The 21083-nt window shown below is 33.4% G+C and carries 14 protein-coding genes; 10 read left to right on the forward strand and 4 right to left on the reverse strand.

Features of this window, described 5'->3' with window-relative positions; genetic code table 11:
* Nucleotides 1-3: 3 nt before the first annotated feature.
* The 3 genes from AC5ZCW_RS15475 to lysS form a co-directional block, all read right to left on the reverse strand.
* Nucleotides 4-2811, reverse strand: a complete 2808-nt coding sequence (locus AC5ZCW_RS15475) for a DUF2135 domain-containing protein (RefSeq protein WP_496120759.1) — start codon at nt 2809-2811, stop codon at nt 4-6.
* 82 nt (nt 2812-2893) lie between these two features.
* Entirely contained in the window at nt 2894-4039 is a 1146-nt protein-coding gene (locus AC5ZCW_RS15480; protein ID WP_496120760.1) for a S1 family peptidase, read from the reverse strand.
* Between the two features lie 388 nt (nt 4040-4427).
* Nucleotides 4428-6131 carry a lysine--tRNA ligase gene (lysS, locus tag AC5ZCW_RS15485; RefSeq protein WP_343542747.1) on the reverse strand — a complete coding sequence of 568 codons (1704 nt, stop codon included), beginning with the start codon at nt 6129-6131 and terminating at the stop codon, nt 4428-4430.
* A gap of 280 nt (nt 6132-6411) precedes the next feature.
* Here lysS and AC5ZCW_RS15490 point away from each other — a divergent pair, with 280 nt between their 5' ends.
* The 5 genes from AC5ZCW_RS15490 to AC5ZCW_RS15510 all read left to right on the forward strand — a co-directional run bounded on the left by AC5ZCW_RS15490 (nt 6412) and on the right by AC5ZCW_RS15510 (nt 10676).
* Entirely contained in the window at nt 6412-7137 is a 726-nt protein-coding gene (locus AC5ZCW_RS15490) for a hypothetical protein (protein WP_496120761.1), read from the forward strand.
* 58 nt (nt 7138-7195) lie between these two features.
* Nucleotides 7196-7999, forward strand: coding sequence for a hypothetical protein (locus AC5ZCW_RS15495; RefSeq protein ID WP_496120762.1), 804 nt, complete (start codon nt 7196-7198; stop codon nt 7997-7999).
* 66 nt (nt 8000-8065) lie between these two features.
* Nucleotides 8066-8815 carry a hypothetical protein gene (locus AC5ZCW_RS15500; protein ID WP_343542742.1) on the forward strand — a complete coding sequence of 250 codons (750 nt, stop codon included), beginning with the start codon at nt 8066-8068 and terminating at the stop codon, nt 8813-8815.
* Nucleotides 8816-8820: 5 nt separating this feature from the next.
* Nucleotides 8821-9519: a lipoyl(octanoyl) transferase LipB gene (gene lipB, locus AC5ZCW_RS15505; RefSeq protein WP_496120763.1), complete on the forward strand. Its 699-nt coding sequence runs from the start codon at nt 8821-8823 to the stop codon at nt 9517-9519.
* A 305-nt stretch (nt 9520-9824) separates the two neighbouring features.
* Nucleotides 9825-10676: a nuclear transport factor 2 family protein gene (locus AC5ZCW_RS15510; RefSeq protein WP_496120764.1), complete on the forward strand. Its 852-nt coding sequence runs from the start codon at nt 9825-9827 to the stop codon at nt 10674-10676.
* A 33-nt stretch (nt 10677-10709) separates the two neighbouring features.
* Here AC5ZCW_RS15510 and rnhB read toward each other — a convergent pair whose 3' ends face one another.
* Nucleotides 10710-11372, reverse strand: a complete 663-nt coding sequence (gene rnhB / locus AC5ZCW_RS15515; protein ID WP_343542738.1) for a ribonuclease HII — start codon at nt 11370-11372, stop codon at nt 10710-10712.
* Nucleotides 11373-12023: 651 nt separating this feature from the next.
* Between rnhB and AC5ZCW_RS15520 the strand changes: the two genes are divergently transcribed.
* The 5 genes from AC5ZCW_RS15520 (at nt 12024) to AC5ZCW_RS15540 (ending at nt 21033) form a co-directional block, all read left to right on the forward strand.
* On the forward strand, nt 12024-15308 hold the full coding sequence (locus tag AC5ZCW_RS15520; RefSeq protein WP_496120765.1) for a SusC/RagA family TonB-linked outer membrane protein: 3285 nt from the start codon (nt 12024-12026) through the stop codon (nt 15306-15308).
* Nucleotides 15309-15311: 3 nt separating this feature from the next.
* Nucleotides 15312-16826: a SusD/RagB family nutrient-binding outer membrane lipoprotein gene (locus tag AC5ZCW_RS15525; RefSeq protein ID WP_496120766.1), complete on the forward strand. Its 1515-nt coding sequence runs from the start codon at nt 15312-15314 to the stop codon at nt 16824-16826.
* 250 nt (nt 16827-17076) lie between these two features.
* A complete protein-coding gene (locus tag AC5ZCW_RS15530; protein ID WP_343542731.1) occupies nt 17077-19062 on the forward strand; it encodes a putative porin in 1986 nt (661 codons plus the stop codon).
* 48 nt (nt 19063-19110) lie between these two features.
* Nucleotides 19111-20472: a pyridoxal-phosphate dependent enzyme gene (locus tag AC5ZCW_RS15535; protein ID WP_281631384.1), complete on the forward strand. Its 1362-nt coding sequence runs from the start codon at nt 19111-19113 to the stop codon at nt 20470-20472.
* Nucleotides 20473-20550: 78 nt separating this feature from the next.
* Complete coding sequence (locus tag AC5ZCW_RS15540) at nt 20551-21033, forward strand: 3'-5' exonuclease (RefSeq protein WP_496120767.1); 483 nt, start codon at nt 20551-20553, stop codon at nt 21031-21033.
* Nucleotides 21034-21083 lie beyond the last annotated feature (50 nt).

A 21083-nucleotide genomic window follows, 5' to 3' on the forward strand; every position in this document is an offset into this window, starting at 1 on the left:
TTTCTAAAATTCAAATTCTCCAATTAGAATTTTACTGTCACTTTCGCGTTTGTTTTCTTTTTGACTTTGGAAAACAGCAATTTTACGTTCCTGTCTGCCATCAGAATAATAAAGGTAAACTTCTGCCATTACAGTCGTTGGTCCAGAAAGAATGTTCTGTCTTTCGCCGAAGAAATTCGTCTTAATTTTATATTTCCCTTTAATCGCTTTTTTAAGTAAAAATTGCTCAGGACCAAAACCTTGAGTGAAATCGTTGCTTAATCTTCCTCCAATTTCTGTAGATCTATGAGAGTAAGAGCAATCTTCTCCTCTTGGATCTGTAACCCAAAGGTCTATATCTGTATTGTCTTTATTCCAATTAATAACAATACGAATGTCGACTGGAAGGTTTGCTTTTAGACGATCATCTACTTTACTTGCATCAACATTTTTGTTTTGACTCAAAATATTATTGATTTCCATAATCAAAATCTCTTCGATACCATTATCTCTAATAGAAATCTCATCGGTATATTCCTGATAAAGCATGCCTTTATAGATATTAAGAGCTTCTTGAGGTTTTTTATTGTCTACCAAAGCCAATGCATAATCTCTGTGGCTTTGAGGGTCAAATGGTCTCCATTCTAGAATCTTTTGAGTAATCCATAATTCTTTTTCATAATTGCCTCTCTGTTTCAACAGATAAGATATCGTTTTGTACAATTCTTCATTTTCTAAATCAAGTTCTGCTAATGTACTTAAAACCTTTAGAGAAAGAGCTTTGTCACCTTTTTTGAATAGGAGCTTAGAAACATCAAAATAATAGGTTACCTGTTTCTCATATTTTAGACGATTTTCAAGATATTTCTGGTAAATCAATTCCGGCGATTGTAAAGATTGAAAATCTTTCATGTACTCTTGAGTGCTTTCAACCTCTACCAAAGTTATTTTACCTGTAGCTGTTTTTTTATCGCTTGCTCTACTTTCTGCAGAATATAAAGCATTATCGCTAACAACACTTTCCTCTGCTGATGACAATTTTTGTGACTGCTTAGAAATTGTAGGATATTGTTTTTTTTCTGTAGGCTTAAATTCACTGTTCCACCAAGTTGTCAGTTCACGTGTTTTATCAAAAGCTTTAGATAGAAGATTTCTTCTTTTTTCTAAAATTTGTTTTTTGTTTTGAGAAACGATTCTGTTGTATTCTGGTAATAATTCCTGTGGAGGAGTAATGCCAAAACGCACATAATCATTAACATCTTCCAATACGATAAGACTGGTGTTCTTACTTACAACCCCAAACTGTTCGCTCAGATTTCTAATTTCATCACTGTTTTGAGTTGAATTAAGTTCAAGATCATTAATTTTTCGTTGCGCCCAAAACTGTGCAAGAGGCCAATTATCTACTTGTACAGCGTTACTAAAATCTACAGGCACTTCAAATTTCTTGTCTCCGACTGAAAAAACAGCAGTAAGTTTACTCAAGTTCGAAGATGAAATTCCGAATATATTCACAGGTTCGTTTACGGCGGTTCCAACATTTGGAAATAACTCTTGAAGCGTATTTGTTTCTTTAAAGCCTAAAAACAGAATCGGAAGCCTTTTATATGTTTTTAGAGCAGATTGCGTATCTAACTCGTTAAGATTAATAAAATTTCCTCCAGATTGTGATGCTAAAAGTTTCAGCAGATTAAAATCAGAAGTTGGGGTGCTTGTTATAGTGTTAACCGGTTTTTTGAATTTTAAAGTTAAATCTCCAAAATTTGAAATTCCGTCAGAAAACAAAAGATATTCGTCTATTGATGAAATCTCTTTTAAAGCGCCGAAGTCAGTTCCACCATCATATTTCAGATTAAGAATTCTGTCTTTTAAGGCATTCCAGTTTCCTCCAGAAACAGTAAATTCTTCTGTTTTTTCTAGCGTATTATTTAGAAGAACAAAAGAGACTGCAACATTCTTGTTGTCTGAAAAATAAGCATTAAGAAAGTCCAGTTCTTTTTGACGCTCTCTCTTTGATCCGCTAAATGAATTATCCCAAATAATGGCAACTTTTTGAGATTTTGTTTTTTCCTTTACAGGGAAATTCATCGAAACACTTGCCGCAAAATAAGATTTATCGTCAGAAGCTTTTTGAAGCATCACATTCGACGATTCGTTTACTTTTGGAATAGCTATTTTAAGACTTTCATTTGGCGTAAAATTTACTTTATTAATCTCAGCAATCCATTGGTTTCCTTTTTTCTGAAAAGTAAAACTTCCGTCTGGATTTTCCGTGATTTTAGGAGTGGCTAAACTTTCATTAACTACTACTTTCAGATTAAATTTTGGAATGTTAATAGCATTGGCAAAACTTAAAAAGTACTGATAATCAGTAGCCGAATTTTTCAATTCTTGATTGTACGTAATTTTAATAAATCGGCTGCCTCTAGCTGTAATTGGATAAATTCTAGTTCTGAAATTGTTTCCAGCTACTTTTTCAATAATACCTGGATCTGCATTTCTTTTTTCAATACTTTCAAATACTTCTTTAGCTCGTTCTTTTGGAACAGGAACGGCATCTCTTAAGCTTCCATTAATGTCCAAAGCATAACCACTTACGCTTACTCCTTCTGGCAACGGAAGGGTAAAATTTCCTTCTAAAATTCTGTCGCCAGGATTGTAAAATGTATAAGTAGCTGTAGTGGAAGCAAGATTTCCTAAAATTTTGGTTTCAATTTTTACCTCCTGTAAGATTACCGAATTTTTTTTCTGATTTTCGACATCCAGAGTTGGAATCTGTGAAAAAGCGGCACCGCAGAACAGTAGTGCACAGATACTAAAAAATTTATTCATAATTAATTAAGTCGATTTTTTGTTTGGTTGGAAAAGTGAAAACCTGATTAGATTTAAGCGTTTTTTTCGGGATTTTTTCAAATTAGAGTGCTTGAATATGTTTAGCCACAATTCCAAAGTTGAAACCCTGAACTTGGTCGAATCCACTGAAATTAACTGCAATCAGTTGTCCACATTCGTTAAAAACAGGCGAACCACTAGCACCATGTGTAGAGGTTATACTGTATTGAATTTTGTTGCCATCAGATTCTTTACTTATTTGACCATTGTAAAGTTGCACTTTTATACCAGAATTGGTCTGTGCCAAATCTATTCCCATTGGATAGCCCACCATTATCGCTTTTTGCCCTGGAGCAAGAGAAGTATCATTGTCAACAATATTATCAAGGCTTATAATATTGGTAACGGTTTTAGGAGTTTTATGATCGGCTACTTGCAAAATACCTAAATCAATATTGATGTCGTCTGAAACTTTTTTCATTTCACAATTAATCCATTCGCTATCAGAATTATGAAGTGCAACTTGAATGTCTACCGTTTTTACATATACTTCAATGTTTTCTGCAGAAACATATTCTTTTACAGGAATAGATGCTGCGATATCAGTTGATACTTGCGATGAATCTGTTTCTGTTTCATTAGAACTAACAAATTCTTCACCTGCTGATTCAGTAGTTTCTTGGCCTGATTCTTCATATTCTCCGTCTCCTTCACCTTCATCATAAGAGACTGAAGCATGTGACCAATTGTTGCTAATAAAGCTTTCATAGTCATCTTCAGAAACATCGGTAGTAAGGATAGAAGCAATTTTCATTCGCAGATTTCGAATATTAGTATTTACTTTTTCACTTTCTTCTTCAGTTGAATTCCATGGCTGTAAAACATGTCTATTGGTAATCATGTCTCCTTCTGTATCTACAAAAAAACCTGTTCCGTAAATGGTTTCTTCCTTAGCATCTTCAACATTAAGAGGGATTTCTTTTCCATTAATTTTAGCAAAATAGCCATATTTATGCTTTATAAGTACAACGGCATCTTTGTAAGTATCATAGATTTTAGTATCTGTGCCTAAACAAACAGCTTCTTTTTTAGGAGTAAAATATTTAAATCCTAAAAATCCTGCAGCTGAAAGAGCAATAATAGCGATGAAAATAAATTTGTTACGATTTCTTTTTTTCTTAACTGTTGTTTCCAAATCTTCGTTTGGGGCGATTTTTCTAATTTTCATTTAAAATATTGGTTGAAAAATGTTAATTGAATAGGTTTGGGTTAAAAAAAAATAGACTTTATACAAAGTCTATTTTTTCTTCAAATGTAGTAATTTGTTTGCTAAAAAAAAGCAAAAACAAAATCAATTGCATATTCAATGCCAACCGAATTTTGTTTTGTTTTTGAATTTTATAGCTAGGATTGTGAAAGTATTTTCTTGTAAAACAATTTAAGGGAAGTAACGTATTGTTTTTCAGTTTTTTAATCGCAATTTTGATTTTGGCTTTAAAATATTGATGGGAAGAAGTATTAGTTTAAAAAAAAATAAACCCGACAGGTTTTTAAAACCTGTCGGGTTTGAAGTATGTAAATCAATTTGGAATTTCCAAAATTGGATTTTTTAAAATTTACCCCACCAATTCCACAAATTTAAACTCGCCGTCAACGACAACTTTAGTCAAACCGTGTCTAGATAAGTTTTTCATAGAAGCATCCCATTTTTTACCGCTTAAGTTAGCTGTAATTTTTAGCTGCGTTAAATCCATTCTATTTTCATTTTTGGTAAGCAAGTCAATGATGAATTTTTCTTCGTCAGAAAGTTCGATTTGAGCTTGTTTTTTCTCAGGACGCATTTGAGGGAACAATAAAACTTCTTGAATAGAAGCATTGTTTGTTAAATACATAATCAAACGGTCCATTCCAATTCCCATTCCAGAAGTAGGAGGCATACCGTACTCAAGAGCTCTTAAGAAATCTTCGTCGATAATTCCGTTTGCTTCATCATCACCTTTTGCAGCCAAACGCATTTGATCTTCAAAACGCTCTCTTTGGTCAATTGGGTCATTTAATTCAGAATAAGCATTTGCGATTTCTTTTCCGCAAACCATTAATTCAAAACGTTCAGTCAAATCTGGATTATCGCGGTGCTCTTTACAAAGCGGCGACATTTCTTTTGGATAATCAGTAATGAAAGTTGGCTGAATATAATTTCCTTCACATTTTGCTCCAAAAATCTCATCAATCAATTTTCCTTTACCCATTGTTTCGTCAACCTCGATTCCCATTCCTCTTGCTGCTTCAAACAATTCTTGTTCTGTTTTTCCAGAGATATCAAAACCAGTAAAATGTTTGATTGAATCTGTCATTGTAACGCGTGCATAAGGCGCTTTAAAGTTGATTTTGTGCTCGCCAAAAGTAACTTCGCTTGTGCCATTTACAGCAATTGCACAATGCTCTAATAAACCTTCAGCAAATTCCATCATCCAGTTGTAGTCTTTGTAGGCTACATATATTTCCATTGCCGTAAACTCAGGATTATGGGTTCTGTCCATACCTTCGTTACGGAAGTTTCTAGAAAACTCATAAACACCTTCAAATCCACCAACAATTAATCTTTTTAAGTATAATTCATTCGCAATACGCATGTAAAGCGGAATATCAAGCGAGTTATGGTGCGTAATAAATGGTCTTGCCGAAGCACCACCAGGAATTGATTGTAAAACTGGAGTGTCAACTTCAAGATATCCTGCATCGTTAAAATAACCACGCATCGCACTGAACAATTTAGTACGTTTAATAAAAGTCTCTTTAACTTGTGGATTTACAGTTAAATCTACATAACGCATTCTGTAACGCAATTCAGCGTCGTTGAAAGCATCGTGAACATTTCCTTCTTCGTCCACTTTTGGTAAAGGTAACGGACGTAATGTTTTACTCAAGAAAGTAAAACCAGTTACGCGAATACATTTTGCACCAACTTGCGTAGTGAATAATTCACCTTCAATACCAATAAAATCACCTAAATCGGTTAATTTTTTAAATACTTGGTTGTATAAAGTTTTGTCGTCACCCTCGCATAAAACATCGCGATTTACGTACAATTGAATACGACCTTCGCTGTCTTGTAATTCAGCAAAACAAGCTTTACCCTGATCACGAACACTCATCAAACGTCCAGCAACGATAACCTTCTTACCTTCCTCAAAAGTTTCCTTTATCTGCTTCGAAGTATGATTTACAGGAAAAAGATTAGCTGGATAAGGATTGATTCCCAGATTGCGTAAGTTTTGAAGTTTTTCTCTTCTGATGATTTCTTGTTCTGATAATGCCATTTTGTGCTCTGTTTTTTAAGTGTGCAAAGATAAACAAAAGAATGTAGATTTTTTAATGCAGTTTTTAGATTTTTTGAAGCAGCAATTTATTGGGTTTCAATCAACTTTAGTCCTGCTATCTGCTTGTATCTTTTCCTCGCCATGGCGAAAGAAAAAGGATACTGCTTCTATCGGGGCTAGATTACACCATTTTGTTTTTACAAGACCTTTATTTTGTAAGAAATTAAATAAAAAATGCACTATATTAGCAACTCACAATCTCAGAATCTTCTCAAAAAAAATGAAATATTTATTAAGCTTATTAATTCTGTTTTTCTTTGCAAGCTGTCAAATTACCGAAAGAATTACCATAAATTCAGACGGAAGTGGTACCATAGAAATAGAACAGATTCGAGACGAAAACAGTTATATGCAAATAGCAGGAGAAGAGTATTCTAAAGAAAATGTTTTTCAAGATACAACCTATATCTTTCAAGATTATATCAATAAATACAACGAAAACTTCGTAAAGTATACAGCTGAAGAGCAGCGGTTATTTCAAAAATATGCCAAAGTAAAAGTACATTTAAAAAAGAGCTCCTTTGAAAAAGAATATAAAAACGAACTTTCACTTCATTTTAAAACAGTTTCAGAAATTCCCGATTTATATAAGACCGAAAATTACGCATCAGATATTCAGCATAATTACGCTCTCACAGCAGAAAATCATTATTATAGAATTGGATATGATTTTGATGGAAAAGTTTTTAAACGATCAGTTGTCATTATAAATAAAGAGGAATTAGAAAAAGCGAAACAAGAATCTGAGAAATTTTTAGAGCGATACGGTAATTCAAGTTTAATGCAAACCTATAATTTGAAATACCATTTTCCAAGAAATATAAAATCCGTTTCTAATCCTAAAGCTTTAATTAGTTCCGATAAAAAAGGGCTGATTATAGAATTTCCGCTTTCTGCTTTTTATGGAAATCCTGAAATGACAAATCTAGAAGTAGTTTTAGAATAAAAACTTCAAAAATTTTTTAAAAGAAAGTATCTTCGCTTGCATAACTTAAACCTAAATTATGAAAAGAATTCTACTTTGCTTTTTTATTGCATTTTGTTTTACGAGCTGTATCCTTAAGGAAAAGATGACTATGAACGAAGATGGTTCTGGCACTTTTTCGTACGGTTTTGATATGTCTCCGATGTATAAAATGGGAATGAAAAAAAGTGATTCGACTAAAGTCAACAAAGTCGTGGACACTACTTTTACCTTTAAAGATATGCTTAACAAGTTAAGTGACAGTATTTCTAAATTGCCAGATGCAGATAAAGAAAAAATTGCGATGCTGGAGAAAGAAAAAGAGAAGCTTAAAATTTTGGAGAATTTTAAAGTTAGCATGAAAGTAAACGACGAGAAAAAGCAATTCGAATATACCATGTCAATTGATTTTCCTAGCGGAACAGATTTTAAAACTATTGCAACACCTGCCGAAAGTTTAGAAGCGCTGGCTGCTACTGATAAAAAAAGATTAGGAGCGTTAAGTGCTGCTCCAAAACCTGAAGAAAAATCTAATACCACCATTTTTTATGATGGCAAGGTTTTTATTAAGTCAGTAACACCTTCTAAAGACGATAAGAAACTTAAAAATAAAAAAGAAGCTAAGAAAGAAAAAAGCGATGATCCGTTCTCAAAAAAGATGGATGAAATGCTTAAGGAGTGTAAGTACATTGCCGAATATCAGTTTCCTAAAAAGATTAAAACTGTTTCGATAAAAAATGCTGTAATAGCGTCTGATCGAAAAAGTTTTACTGTCGAAATTCCCTTAGATAATATGCAGGAAAGCAGTGTCGATTTTGGTTTTAAAGTCGAATTTGAGCAATAAAAGGCTGTTTTCAATAAAATGCTTTTTTAAAAATAGTCTTTGTATCTTTGATAAAAATATACCGCGATGAAATTATATAAATTACTTAGTTTTTCTTTTTTAATAGCCACGTTAACCAGCTGTACTTTTACTGAAAACATTTATATCAACGATAATGGAACCGGAAAATTTTCGGTAGATATGGATGGTTCTGCCTTAATGGAAATGGCTGGAGATCAAATTGCGGGTCAGATGGGAGAAAGTGCTAAGAAAGATATAGATACTACTTTTACTTTCAAACAAGTATTTGAAGAGAAAAAAGATAGCATTGCTAAGTTGTCTCCAGAAACGCAGAAAGAACTGAAAAAACTAGAAAACTTCGTTGTATCGACTAAGATGAGTTCAGAAAAAAAGCAGTTTTTAATGACTTTAGGAACTGATTTTAAAAACGTGAATGAACTTCAGGACGTTTTACAGACTTTAAGTACGCTTCAAAAAGTAGAAGGAGGCGCAAGCACGCCTCTTGGAAGCGGTGTAGGGGATAACGGTAGTAAATTAAGTTATACTTATGACGGAAAGAAATTTACAAGAAAAGCAGTAATCGATCAGCAAAAATTGGCAGCAAAAGCAAAAGATACAGCTGCAGATATGACAAAAATGATGTTTGCTTCTTCTAGCTATATTGTAAAATATCATTTTCCAAAAAAGATTAAGAAAGTCTCTAATCCAAGTGCTTTGTTTAGCGACGATCGAAAATCAATTACAATTCAATACTCTTTTACGGATTATATGGAGAATCCCGACAAACTGAACTTTGATGTTGAGTTTGAAAAATAATTAAAATGAACAAAAAAATCCAACTTCAGGATCTGGGCAAGAAAGACTATAAATCGACTTGGGAATATCAGGAAGAACTTTTCAAAGACATAGTCGATTTAAAAATCAAAAACAGAAGAGAAGAATTAGATCTGCCAACACCAAATTATTTACTTTTTGTTGAGCATCCTCATGTTTATACTTTAGGAAAAAGCGGTGATCTCGAGAATTTATTATTAAATGAAAAACAGTTAGAAGCCAAAGGCGCTACTTTTTATAAAATCAATCGTGGTGGCGATATTACGTATCATGGACCTGGACAGATTGTAGGTTATCCGATTCTTGATTTAGAAAACTTCTTTACCGATATTCATAAATACCTTCGTTTGCTAGAAGAATCAATTATTTTGACTTTGGCAGAATATGGTTTAGAATCGGGTAGAAGTGAAGGGGAAACTGGTGTTTGGCTTGGTGCAGGAACTCCGTTTGCCCGTAAGATTTGCGCAATGGGCGTTCGCGCTTCACGTTGGGTTACGATGCACGGTTTTGCGTTAAATGCAAATGTCGATTTGGGTTATTTTGATAATATTATTCCATGTGGTATTCGCGGAAAAGGAGTTACTTCCTTACATGTTGAACTTGGGGTGGAGAAAGTAGATGAAGAAGAAGTGAAATCTAAAATTATCAAACATTTAACTGAGCTGTTCGAAGCTGAATTTGTTTAAAAACTGCTAATAATATTAAAACCCGTTTCAGACATTCTGTTTGAAACGGGTTTTTATTTTGAGGGATAAATTAGACTGTATTTGTGCATAATCATGGAAGTCTTGAATCAGGATTTGAAGCTTATTTTTTAAATACAAACTGTTTTTTTCTTAAATTTATATTCAAAAAACTGAAAAACCATTTCTCAAAAGCTAAGATTTTGAAGGGATGGCAAATTCTAGACTTCTTGTAATTCTCTTAGCTATTTATGCTAAATTTGGTTTTATGCTATTAAATTTAAATTTCATTTTATTCCTGATTGCTTATGAGAAAAATCTACTTATTCTGTTTACTTTTTGCGCTTAACGGTCTTTTTGCCCAAAAGAAAGATAAACTATATCCAGTTGCAGTTTACGAAAAGGTGTGGCAAGAAAAAAACAGCGATACCAGATTAAAGATGATTAAATCGATTTGGTTAGAAGATAGTACTTTTGAAGATCCTTCGGCCTCTATAAAAGGAATCGCAGCGTTTAATAATGTTATCAATGAATTTTACAAGAAAAATTCAGATGCGGTATTAACATCGGGACCCAAAATTGTAAAAGACAATTATGTAACCTGGGAATGGAAAGTTCTCGATTCTAAAAATAATCTTATAATGGCCGGGCGTGACTTTGCACGTTTAAACGGTAAAGGTCAGGTAAGTAAAATTATTGGTTTTTGGGATAAAGGAGCGACTTTGTCTGAAGCTGATATTTTAAAAAATCTAGAAGCTGATAATTTAAAAATTGTAACAAAATATTACGAAAGTCTTTTTAAAACAAGAGATTTTGATGCGTTGGCTACTGTTGTGGCAGATGGTGCGGTTTACAATCAGGCAATTGGTTTACCCTATGGAGGAACATATACAGGTTTTAGTGAATGGACAAAAATGTTTGCGAAATCGACGGAATTTTTTGATTTGCAGATAGAAAAAGAACCGACTTATTTTAGTGATGCGTCTAAAAATGAGGTAATTATTTATTTCACAATAAGCTGTAAATCTAAAAAATCTGGCAAAACGATGTCTGTTCCGATTTCAGAACATTTCGACTTAAAGGATGGTAAAATTACTTCTGTAAGACCTTTTTACTATGACACAAAAACATTTGCCGAGTTTTTAAAAAGCAAAAAGTAATAAAAAGCGACCTAGAAATAGGTCGTTTTTTTATTAAAACAAATCGAGTTCTAATTGCTCAGGCAAAAGCCTAAAACTCATTCTATGATATTTTGTAGTTCCAAATTCTTTAATTGCCTCACGATGCTCTTTGGTCGGATATCCTTTATTTTTTTTCCAGTTGTACATTGGAAATTCTTCGTGAATTTTATCCATATATTCGTCACGATATGTTTTTGCAAGAACAGATGCAGCAGCAATGCTTAGGTACTTTCCATCTCCCTTTATAATACTTTGATTAGGAATCGATTTTAGAAGCGCAATTTCATCTTGAGTAAATTGTTTTCCAAAAGTATTTTTAAGCCCCAGTTTAGCGTTTAAAGAGCGATTTCCGTCAACAATAATATATTCAGGAACATGTTTTAATTTTAAAATGCATTCTTGCATTCCTTTCATTGATGCATTTAGAATGTTTATTTCGTCTATCTCATCCGGAAATAAATGTGTAACGGCAAAACAAACTGCCTCCTCTTCGATAATTGGTCTTAAAAGTGCTCTAGTTTTCTCAGACAATTGCTTGCTGTCATTTAGAATTTTATTTTCAAAATGTTCGGGTAAAATTATAGCAGCAGCAGTAACTGGTCCAGCCAGACATCCTCTGCCGGCTTCATCAGTTCCGGTTTCTAAAATAAATCCTGAGAAATTTTTTTCGAGCATTTTTTAGTTTTTTTTAAAAGCAAATATGGTGTTTTTTTTCCTAAAAATCATTAATGGATTCAAATCAAAACCTAATGAAAATTTGTGTCTTTTGGAATGGTTATAAGGCAAGTTAAAAGTGATCAAATTCCGTAGTTTTTCAAATTGACTAAAAAGGGCAGTCTTTAATAAAAACAGAAGAAAACCGTTGGTTTTTATGATTTTTTTTGCAAAATGCATAATTACGAATTTTTTTTAAATTGATTTTAAAATAGTTTTATAAAACTTAGAAGAATTGATTTACAATTTATTACAATTTAAGGAGTGAGTGTAATGTGAAAATTTGTCAAATAAAACATTTTCAACGCAGAATGTTTTATTTATTTGGTTAAAATGTAAGATAATACCTCTTCCTGTTTTGCTTTTTTTTCTCTTTTTATTGAGGTAATTCTTGCTTTAAATGTTAAATAAATGTTAATATATTGGTTGGTAAAATTACAGTATTTTATGAATAAAATTACGTATAAGGTTAATTTTGTGATAATTAAATGTTTTAAAATGATTAGATGTTAAAAAAATATTAAAAAAAAGTTAAGCTGCGTTAGCGAATCGCATTGTTGTTTTAAGAAAATATTAAGATGTTTGCGACTTACTAATTCAAAATTTTTAAAAATGAAACTAAAGTTAAATGGATTCTTAGTGCTTCTGGTGGCGCTGATTACGCAACTAACCTTTGCGCAAGAAAGAACTGTTTCGGGTGTGGTTTCCGATAATGCAGGAATGCCTCTTCCAGGTGTGAGTGTATTAGTTAAAGGAACTAAAAGCGGAACGCAAACAGATTTTGATGGAAAATTCTCTATCAAAGCATCGTCAAGCGAAGTCTTGATTTTTACTTACATTGGAATGAAAACGCAAGAAGTTGCAGCTAGTTCTACATCATTAAGTGTAAAATTAACTAGTAATACTACAGAATTAGAAAGTGTTGTGGTTACAGCTCTTGGTATTAAGAGAGAGAAAAAAGCTCTTGGATACGCTACTCAGGAAATAAAAGGAGAGGATTTAGTTGGAGGGACTGCAAGCGCAAACTTCCTTAACGACCTTTCTGGGAAATCTGCTGGGGTATACATTAGAAAAAATACGAACTTTGGAGGATCTACAAGCGTAGTTTCAAGAGGTGTTAAAAGTCTTACAGGAAATAACCAGATGCTTATTGTTATTGATGGTATGCCTATTAACAATAGTAACATAAACTCAAGCCAAGGTTCACAAACACAAGGAGCTCGTAATACCTATGATTATGGTAATGCTGGTATGGATATTAATTCTGATGATATCGAAACATTAAATGTATTGAAAGGTGCTGCGGCATCTGCATTATACGGGTTTCAAGCTGGTAATGGTGTAATTATGATTACTACTAAAAAAGGAAAAGCTCAAAAAGGTATGGGAGTTACTGTATCTAGTGAGTTTGGTGTTGGTTCAGTTGATAAAAAAACTTTCCCTGTTTACCAAAACAAGTACGGACAAGGTTATGGGCCAACTTATAAGCCTGATGGAACTCCTACTGGAACTCCAGTTGGGCCAACAGGTGCATTTTTTGTTATAGATAAAAATGGTAACCAAGTGGTAAGCACTACAGATGATGCTTCTTACGGTGTTGCGTTTGATCCAAATCTTTCTGTTTATACATGGGAATCTTATACTCCATATTCTTCAAAATTTGGACAAAAATCTCCATGGGTAGCTGCTAAAAATGGTCCAATTACATTTTTTCAAACAGCTCAAACATTCAATAACACAATCTCTTTTGAAGGTAGTACGGATAAAAACAACTTTGTTGTTAATTACAACAACTATAAAGAGACTGGTATTTTGCCAAATAGTGAATTGAAGAAAAATAATGCAAGTATTAAATTCAACCACAAAATGACAGATAAATTATCTGTAAGTATTTTTGCAAATTATTTAGCACAAAGTACTACGGGTAGAAATACTACTGGTTACGGTGGTGATAACGTTGCAGGTTTATTCCGTCAATGGTGGGGAACTAACGTAGATATTCAATCTCAGAAAGAAGCTTTTAATAATTCAGGAGGGCAAAATATTTCATGGAATATGGCTGATCCTGCGAACGGAAATACAAGTCCTAAATATTGGGATAACCCATATTTTACAAGATATAGAAATTACCAGACAGACGAAAGAAATCGTTTCATTGGTTATGGACAGTTTGACTATAAATTTACAGATTGGTTAAACGCTACAGGAAAAGTAAGTACAGATTCTTATTCAGAATTACGTGAAGAGAGAAAAGCGGTAGGATCTTTGGCAGGTACATTTGGTATCAACCGTTTAGCTGTTGGCTCAGGATACCAAAAATATTCAGGTATGTTTTCTGAGCAAAACTATCAGTTTACCTTAAACTTCAATAAAAAACTTACTGAAGATTTTTCATTGACAGGTTTAGCTGGATACAATGCATTAAGAACTAGACGTAGCTCTACATTGGCTTCTACAGATGGAGGATTAATTATTCCAGGAATCTATTCATTATCAAATTCGGTAAATCCTTCTCCATTCCCGGTTGAGGTTGAAGATAATTCGGCGGTAAACAGTGTTTATGCATCTGCTTCAGTAGGATTTAGAGATTTCCTTTATGTAGAAGGAACTGTACGTAATGATGCATTCTCGATGTTGCCAAAAGGTAATAATGACGTTAATACATACTCTGCTTCTGCGAGTTATGTTTTTACAAAACATATTAATGCGCCATGGTTGACTTTTGGTAAATTTAGAGCGAGTTATGCTGAGAATCCACAAGGAGGTATTGATCTTTATGCCTTACAAGATGTATTTACTAAATTTAACCCATTTGGTTCAAACCAACTTTATTCAAGACCAAACACTGGTAATAACCTAGATTTGCACCCTGTAAAAACCACATCTAAAGAACTTGGTTTAGAGCTGCAATTCCTTGACAGAAGAATAGGTTTTGAGGCAAGTGTTTATAAAAGTTTAAGTGCAGATCAAATATTTCCTGTAGATTATTCTACTGCAACAGGGTACTCTTCTAAATATGTAAATGCAGGATCGGTAGAAAATAAAGGTATTGAGGTGATATTCAACGCGGTTCCTGTTAAAACAAAAGATTTCCAGTGGGATTTAGGTGTAAACTGGTCTAAAAATGAGAATACGGTTGTAGCTTTAGCTCCAGGTGTAGATGTTTTAACAATTGGTACATTCCAAGGAGGTGTTAGTATCGTTGGTACAAAAGGGCATGCTTATGGAGATATCCTTGGGAAAGATTATATCTACAAAGACGGACAAAGAGTAACTAAAAATGGTGTGTATTTACAAACTGCAACTGCTACTAATGTAATTGGTAATGTAACTCCAGACTGGATTGGTGGCTTCCGTAATAAATTTACATACAAACAAGTATCTCTAGGTTTCTTAATCGATGTTCAAAAAGGAGGAGATATTTTCTCTCTTGACCAATATTATGGACAAAGCTCTGGTTTGTACACTTCTACAGCAGGAAACAACGAACTTGGAAACCCTGTAAGAAATACATTGGCTAACGGCGGAGGTGTTATTTTACCAGGAGTTAATGAAGATGGTACTCCAAACACTACAAGAACACCAAGTCCTGAGGTAGCTGGAAGTATCTATGGTTACAATAATAATCCACAAAAAGCATTTGTTTATGATGCAAGTTATGTAAAATTAAGAGAGGTAAGCATTACTTATAGTTTCCCTAAACAATTTATAGCTAAAGCAGGTTTAAATGATTTACGTCTTTCTTTAGTAGGTTCTAACTTATGGATCATCAGTAAAAATCTTCCAGATGCAGATCCAGAAAGTGGTCTAAGTTCAGGTAACTTATCATCAGGTTATTCAGGAGGTTCACTTCCGACAACAAGAAACATTGGTTGTAACCTAACATTAAAATTTTAAATCATGAAAAAAGTACTTTTATTAATGTCTGTGGTAGGGATGATGGTTTCGTGCAGCCAGGACATTACAGATATGAATGTTGATCCGAAAAGACCAACAACAACCAAAGCGGAATATTTGTTTACAAATGCTGAGAAAAAATTAGTCGATCAAATGGTTAGCACTAGTGTGAATAATAATGTTTTTAGATTATTTGCACAACAATGGGCAGAGACCACTTATCCAGATGAAAGTCAGTACAACATTACAAACAGAAAAATTCCTGATACGCACTTTTTGGTTTTGTACAGAGATGTTCTAGCTGATTTTCACGATTCAAGAGTTATGATCGCTGCAACAACTACTGCAACTCCTGCTGACGAAGCAGTTAAGCAAAATAAATTAGCGCTTATTGATATTTTAGAAGCTTACGCTTATAGTGTATTGGTAGATACTTTTGGAAATATTCCTTATTCGCAAGCAATTGATATTGAGAAATATCCTTTGCCAGCTTATGATGATGCAAAAACGATCTATCAGGATCTTATTAAAAGATTAAATGCAGATGTTGCGATCTTAAAAACAAATAGTGCAGCAGCTAACTTTGGTGCGGCAGATATTATCTATCAAGGTAATGCTGCAAGTACAGCAAAATGGGCAAAATTTGCTAATTCATTGATAATTAGAATGGCTGTTAATATGTCTGATATTGATCCGGCTTATGCAACTGCTCAAGTTCAGGCAGCTCTTGCTTCTGGTGCTTTGGCTAATAACAATGATAATACAAAATTGACTTATTTGACTACATCAGGAAACCAAAATCCGTTGTACGCTGATTTAGTAACTAGCCAAAGATTTGATTTTATTCCTGCTGAGCCTTTTGTTTCTGCTATGGACGCTATTGTTCCAGGTGGTGACCCAAGGATGCCTAAATTTTTTACGAATCTAACTTCTCCAGCTCCAGTTATTCCTGCAGGAAGAACATTTGTTGGTGGAACGTACGGTTCAGCAAATGTTTATACGACTTACTCACAAATAACTTCGACATTAAACAATCCGGCTTTTCCTGGAACTATCTTTGATTTTGCGGAGTTGAATTTCTTATTAGCAGAAGCTGCAGAGAAAAGCTTAATTCCAGGTGGTTCTGCTCAAGCAAAAGTATACTACGATGCTGGTATTAGAGCTTCTATGGCAGACTGGGGAGTTACTAATACTGCTGCTATTGATGCTTATATTGCGAGCCCAAAAGTAGATTACAACAATCCATTAAGTGGAGCAACGTATAAAGAAAAAATTGGTACTCAAGCATGGTTTGCTCTTTATAACAGAGGATACGAAGCATGGACATCTTACAGAAGATTGGATTTCCCAGTTTTAAAAGCGCCTCAAGCAGCTATAAACAAACTTATTTTCACAGTGCCTGTTAGATATACTTATCCAGGTGCAGAAGCAAGTATCAATAAAGCAAATTATACTAAAGCAGCTTCTGATATTGGTGGAGATTTATTAAACACTAAATTGTTCTGGGATAAATTCTAATTTTTAGAATATACCTGATATCAATGAAGTTGATGATTCAAAATGAATTATACCCAGCTTGGGAATAAGAAAAATAAATATTTTGATTTTTTTTTGAAAGCCCCGTATACTTTTGTATACGGGGTTTTCGTTTGCAAAAGACTGAAACGATTCTACTCCTATATTATATATTATGTTTTTTCGTTTATACGTTTTTATCTTACCTTTGCCTAGCAAATTTTGTCAAAATAAATTTATATAAAGCCATCAAATGAGAATATTCATTTTTCTATATCTATTAGTTGTTCCAACTTTATTGTTTTCGCAAGAAAAAAAAACTGCTCCAAAAAATAATTTAGATATGAATACGGAATATTCAAGTATTAATGATTCCGTAAAAAAGAAAAAGCAAAAAATAGCTACAATAGATCAGTATAAAATTGTGACCTTAGAACACGATACCATTTATGCTGATACTTCACTTACTATTAAAAGTGCTTACAGACAGAATCATCTAAGAAAAGATCTTTTCGGACTTCAGGAGTTTTCTAATATTGGACAGCCATTAAATACACTTCAATATAGTTTGAATAGCTTCTCGCCTTATCCTGAAATTGGTTTTAAAGGAAAACACTCTATTTATATGCAGGCAGATCAAATTAGATATTACTCTGTTGCAACACCTTTTACAGAGTTGTTTTTTAATACAACAATAAAAAAAGGACAAAATGTAGATTCTTTTATCACATTAAATGCTTCTAAAAATCTTAATTTCTCTATTGCTTATAAAGGACTAAGATCTGAAGGGGATTATAATAACCAATTGGTTAGTGCTGGAAATTTAAGAATTACAACCAGTTATGCGACAACCGACAAACGTTATGCGATAAATGCACATTTTACGAATCAGGACATAATGAATGAAGAAAATGGCGGTATTACAAACGATGCTGATTTTGAAAGCGATAATAAAGATTATAAAAATAGACAGCGATTACAGGTTTATTTGACTGATGCGGAATCCTTTTTAAAAGGAAGAAGATTGTTTTTTGATCACGCATTTAGAGTGAACCCAACCGATGGAAGCAATAATTTATACATAACGCATCAGTTTAACTACGAATATAAAGATTATGAATATAAGCAGCCAACGGTAATCTCAACGATAACAGCCAACGACGGTTCTACCACACGTATACAGCGATTTGGAGAATCTTATGCAGCTAGTAATATTAACGATCAGACTAAATATGAAAGACTGTATAATAAGGTAGGAGCAGCTTATGAGAATTCGCTTTTAGGGAAATTTATATTTTTTATAGACGATTACAGATCCAATTATAAGTACAACCGAATTATTGTTGATGCTGCAGGAAATGCGGTTCCAGATAATTTGTTTTTACAGTTTAATAATTTCGGTGCTCAGTATGAATATCAGAAAAACAAATGGAATGGTCGATTTTTATATTCAAGATCAATAACCAATGAATCGCTTTCAGATTTAGATGCTAAGTTGCGATATGATATGAGCGAAAAAATCAAATTTGATTTTAGATACCGCAACATCAATAAACTGCCAAACAACAATTATAATTTGTACCAAAGTAGCTGGGTTTCTTACAATTGGTCTAATAATTTTAAAAACGAAAAAATTAATTCGTTAAGCGCAGAGATTACAACGCCTTGGTTAACAGGGCAGGTTCAGTATACGGTTTTAAATGATCATTTGTATTTTACGGATATGGCCACAACTGCAGAAAAAGCTGCGAGTGAGCAGATTGTTAAGCCAATGCAGTACGGTAACGCGATTAACTATCTAGAAATAAAAGCAAGCCGAGAGTTTAAATTTGGGCCTTTTGCACTAGATAATACACTTTTGTATCAGAAAGTAGACCAGTCAGATTTAATTTTAAATGTGCCTGATTTTGTAACTAGAAATACATTCTATTATTCAAATCATTTCTTTAAAAAAGCATTGTTTATGCAAACAGGGCTTGTATTTAATTATATGACAAAATACTACGGAGATGATTATAACCCTGTAATTGCAGAATTTTTTGTACAGCAGGATAAGAAAATTGGAGGTTTTGCAACATTCGATTTCTTTGTAAATGCCAGAATACGTCAGACTCGTTTTTACTTAAAAGCAGAACATTTTAATGCTTTATTTACACAAAGCAATTATTATGCGGCGCCTCATAATCCGTATCGTGATTTTGTGTTGCGTTTTGGTCTGGTTTGGAATTTCTTCCAATAAAACTGGCTTGTTTTTTATTTAGAACCACTTAATAAAACTTAAATAAAAATGGACTTTTCAAATAACATTTTAGAAACAATTGGTAACACGCCATTGGTAAAACTCAACAAAATTGTTGCTGAAATTGATGCGTTAGTATTGGCAAAAGTCGAAACCTTTAATCCTGGTAATTCTGTAAAAGACAGAATGGCGGTAAAAATGATTGAAGATGCAGAGGCAGATGGCAGACTTAAACCAGGAGGAACTATTATAGAAGGAACTTCTGGAAATACAGGAATGGGACTTGCGCTTGTTGCAATCGTAAAAGGATACAAATTAATTTGTGTAATCTCAGACAAACAGTCAAAAGAGAAAATGGATATCCTTCGCGCTGTTGGTGCAAAAGTTGTTGTTTGCCCTACAGATGTTGAACCTACAGATCCACGTTCTTATTATTCTGTTTCAAAACGTTTAGCAGAAGAAACACCAAATTCTTGGTATGTAAATCAGTACGATAACATGTCAAATTCGTTGGCGCATTACGAACAGACTGGACCTGAAATCTGGAAACAGACGGAAGGAAAAATTACGCATTTTGTTGTTGGAGTAGGAACAGGCGGAACTATTTCTGGAGTTGGAAAATACTTGAAAGAGCAAAACCCAAATATCAAAATCTGGGGAATCGATACTTATGGTTCTGTTTTCAAAAAATACCATGAAACAGGAATCTTCGATGAGAACGAAATCTACTCTTATATTACTGAAGGTATTGGAGAAGATATTTTGCCAAAAAATGTTGATTTTTCTTTAATTGACGGTTTTACAAAAGTAACTGATAAAGATGCAGCAGTTTATACCAGAAAGATTGCTCTTGAAGAAGGTATTTTTGTTGGAAATTCAGCAGGAGCTTGTATAAAAGGCTTGTTACAGCTGAAAGAGCACTTTAAGCCAGAAGATGTTGTTGTGGTATTATTTCACGATTCTGGAAGCCGATATGTAGGTAAAATGTTCAACGATGACTGGATGCGTGAACGTGGATTCTTGGAAGAAAACATAACAAAAGCAGAAGACGTTATTAAGGATCATATTGATAAAGAGTTAATTGTTGTGCGTACAGAAGAATTAGTTTCTCATGCAATTGAGCGTATGCGTAAATATAAAATTTCGCAGATTCCGGTGGTTGATATCAATGGATTTGTGGGTTCTGTAGATGAAACCGATTTATTTAGAAGTTATGTTGCTGATAAAAACGTTGCCGAAAAACCAATTAAAGAGGTAATGGGGAAACCTTTCCCAATCGTAAAATTAGGAACGCCAATCGAAGAAGTTTCAAAACTTTTCAGCAAAGAAAATGATGCTGTTTTGGTCGATTTAGGAAACGGACATCACCATATTATTACTAAATATGATATTATTGGTTCAATAAAATAAGCCATTGCAAATAAAAATAATCCATAAATCTTATTGTAAAACAATTGGATTTATGGATTTGCCTTTTAAAAATAAAATATGAATTTTACAGCTATTGATTTTGAAACTGCAACGGGATATCATCCATGCTCAGTTGGTATTGTTACAGTCGAAAACGGAATTATTATTGACGAGTATGTATCTTTAATAAAACCGCCTAATAATGTATATAATCCGTTTACAATTCGCGTTCACGGAATTTATCCTAAAGATACTGTCAATGCAAAATCGTTCTTTCAGATATATCCTGAGATAGAGAGAAGGCTAAAAAATAGAGTTGTAGTGGCGCATAATGAAAGCTTTGACCGTAATGTTTTAATGAAAACAATGTTGCTTCATGGTTTAAACTATGAGGATTTGAATATCGCTGCAAAATGGGAATGCACGGTAAAGATTTATAAAGCAAAAGGCATAAAACCTACCAAATTAAGTGATTGCTGCCGCGAAATGGATATTCGGCTCAATCACCATGAGGCATTGTCAGATGCTAGGGCCTGCGCTAAATTGTACATGCTTCGTTAAATAAATTTATCTTATTTGTAAGAATAATATTAAATTTTTGTTATTTTAGA

The sequence above is a fragment of the Flavobacterium sp. PLA-DH12 genome (assembly GCF_059511845.1).

Coding starts and splice junctions, on each gene's coding strand:
- AC5ZCW_RS15535 (WP_281631384.1), top strand. CDS start 19,111: ATGGACTTTTCAAATAACATTTTAGAAACAATTGGTAACACGCCATTG.
- AC5ZCW_RS15520 (WP_496120765.1), top strand. CDS start 12,024: ATGAAACTAAAGTTAAATGGATTCTTAGTGCTTCTGGTGGCGCTGATT.
- AC5ZCW_RS15490 (WP_496120761.1), top strand. CDS start 6,412: ATGAAATATTTATTAAGCTTATTAATTCTGTTTTTCTTTGCAAGCTGT.
- AC5ZCW_RS15525 (WP_496120766.1), top strand. CDS start 15,312: ATGAAAAAAGTACTTTTATTAATGTCTGTGGTAGGGATGATGGTTTCG.
- AC5ZCW_RS15530 (WP_343542731.1), top strand. CDS start 17,077: ATGAGAATATTCATTTTTCTATATCTATTAGTTGTTCCAACTTTATTG.
- AC5ZCW_RS15495 (WP_496120762.1), top strand. CDS start 7,196: ATGAAAAGAATTCTACTTTGCTTTTTTATTGCATTTTGTTTTACGAGC.
- AC5ZCW_RS15510 (WP_496120764.1), top strand. CDS start 9,825: ATGAGAAAAATCTACTTATTCTGTTTACTTTTTGCGCTTAACGGTCTT.
- AC5ZCW_RS15480 (WP_496120760.1), bottom strand. CDS start 4,039: ATGAAAATTAGAAAAATCGCCCCAAACGAAGATTTGGAAACAACAGTT.
- AC5ZCW_RS15500 (WP_343542742.1), top strand. CDS start 8,066: ATGAAATTATATAAATTACTTAGTTTTTCTTTTTTAATAGCCACGTTA.
- rnhB (WP_343542738.1), bottom strand. CDS start 11,372: ATGCTCGAAAAAAATTTCTCAGGATTTATTTTAGAAACCGGAACTGAT.
- lysS (WP_343542747.1), bottom strand. CDS start 6,131: ATGGCATTATCAGAACAAGAAATCATCAGAAGAGAAAAACTTCAAAAC.
- AC5ZCW_RS15475 (WP_496120759.1), bottom strand. CDS start 2,811: ATGAATAAATTTTTTAGTATCTGTGCACTACTGTTCTGCGGTGCCGCT.
- AC5ZCW_RS15540 (WP_496120767.1), top strand. CDS start 20,551: ATGAATTTTACAGCTATTGATTTTGAAACTGCAACGGGATATCATCCA.
- lipB (WP_496120763.1), top strand. CDS start 8,821: ATGAACAAAAAAATCCAACTTCAGGATCTGGGCAAGAAAGACTATAAA.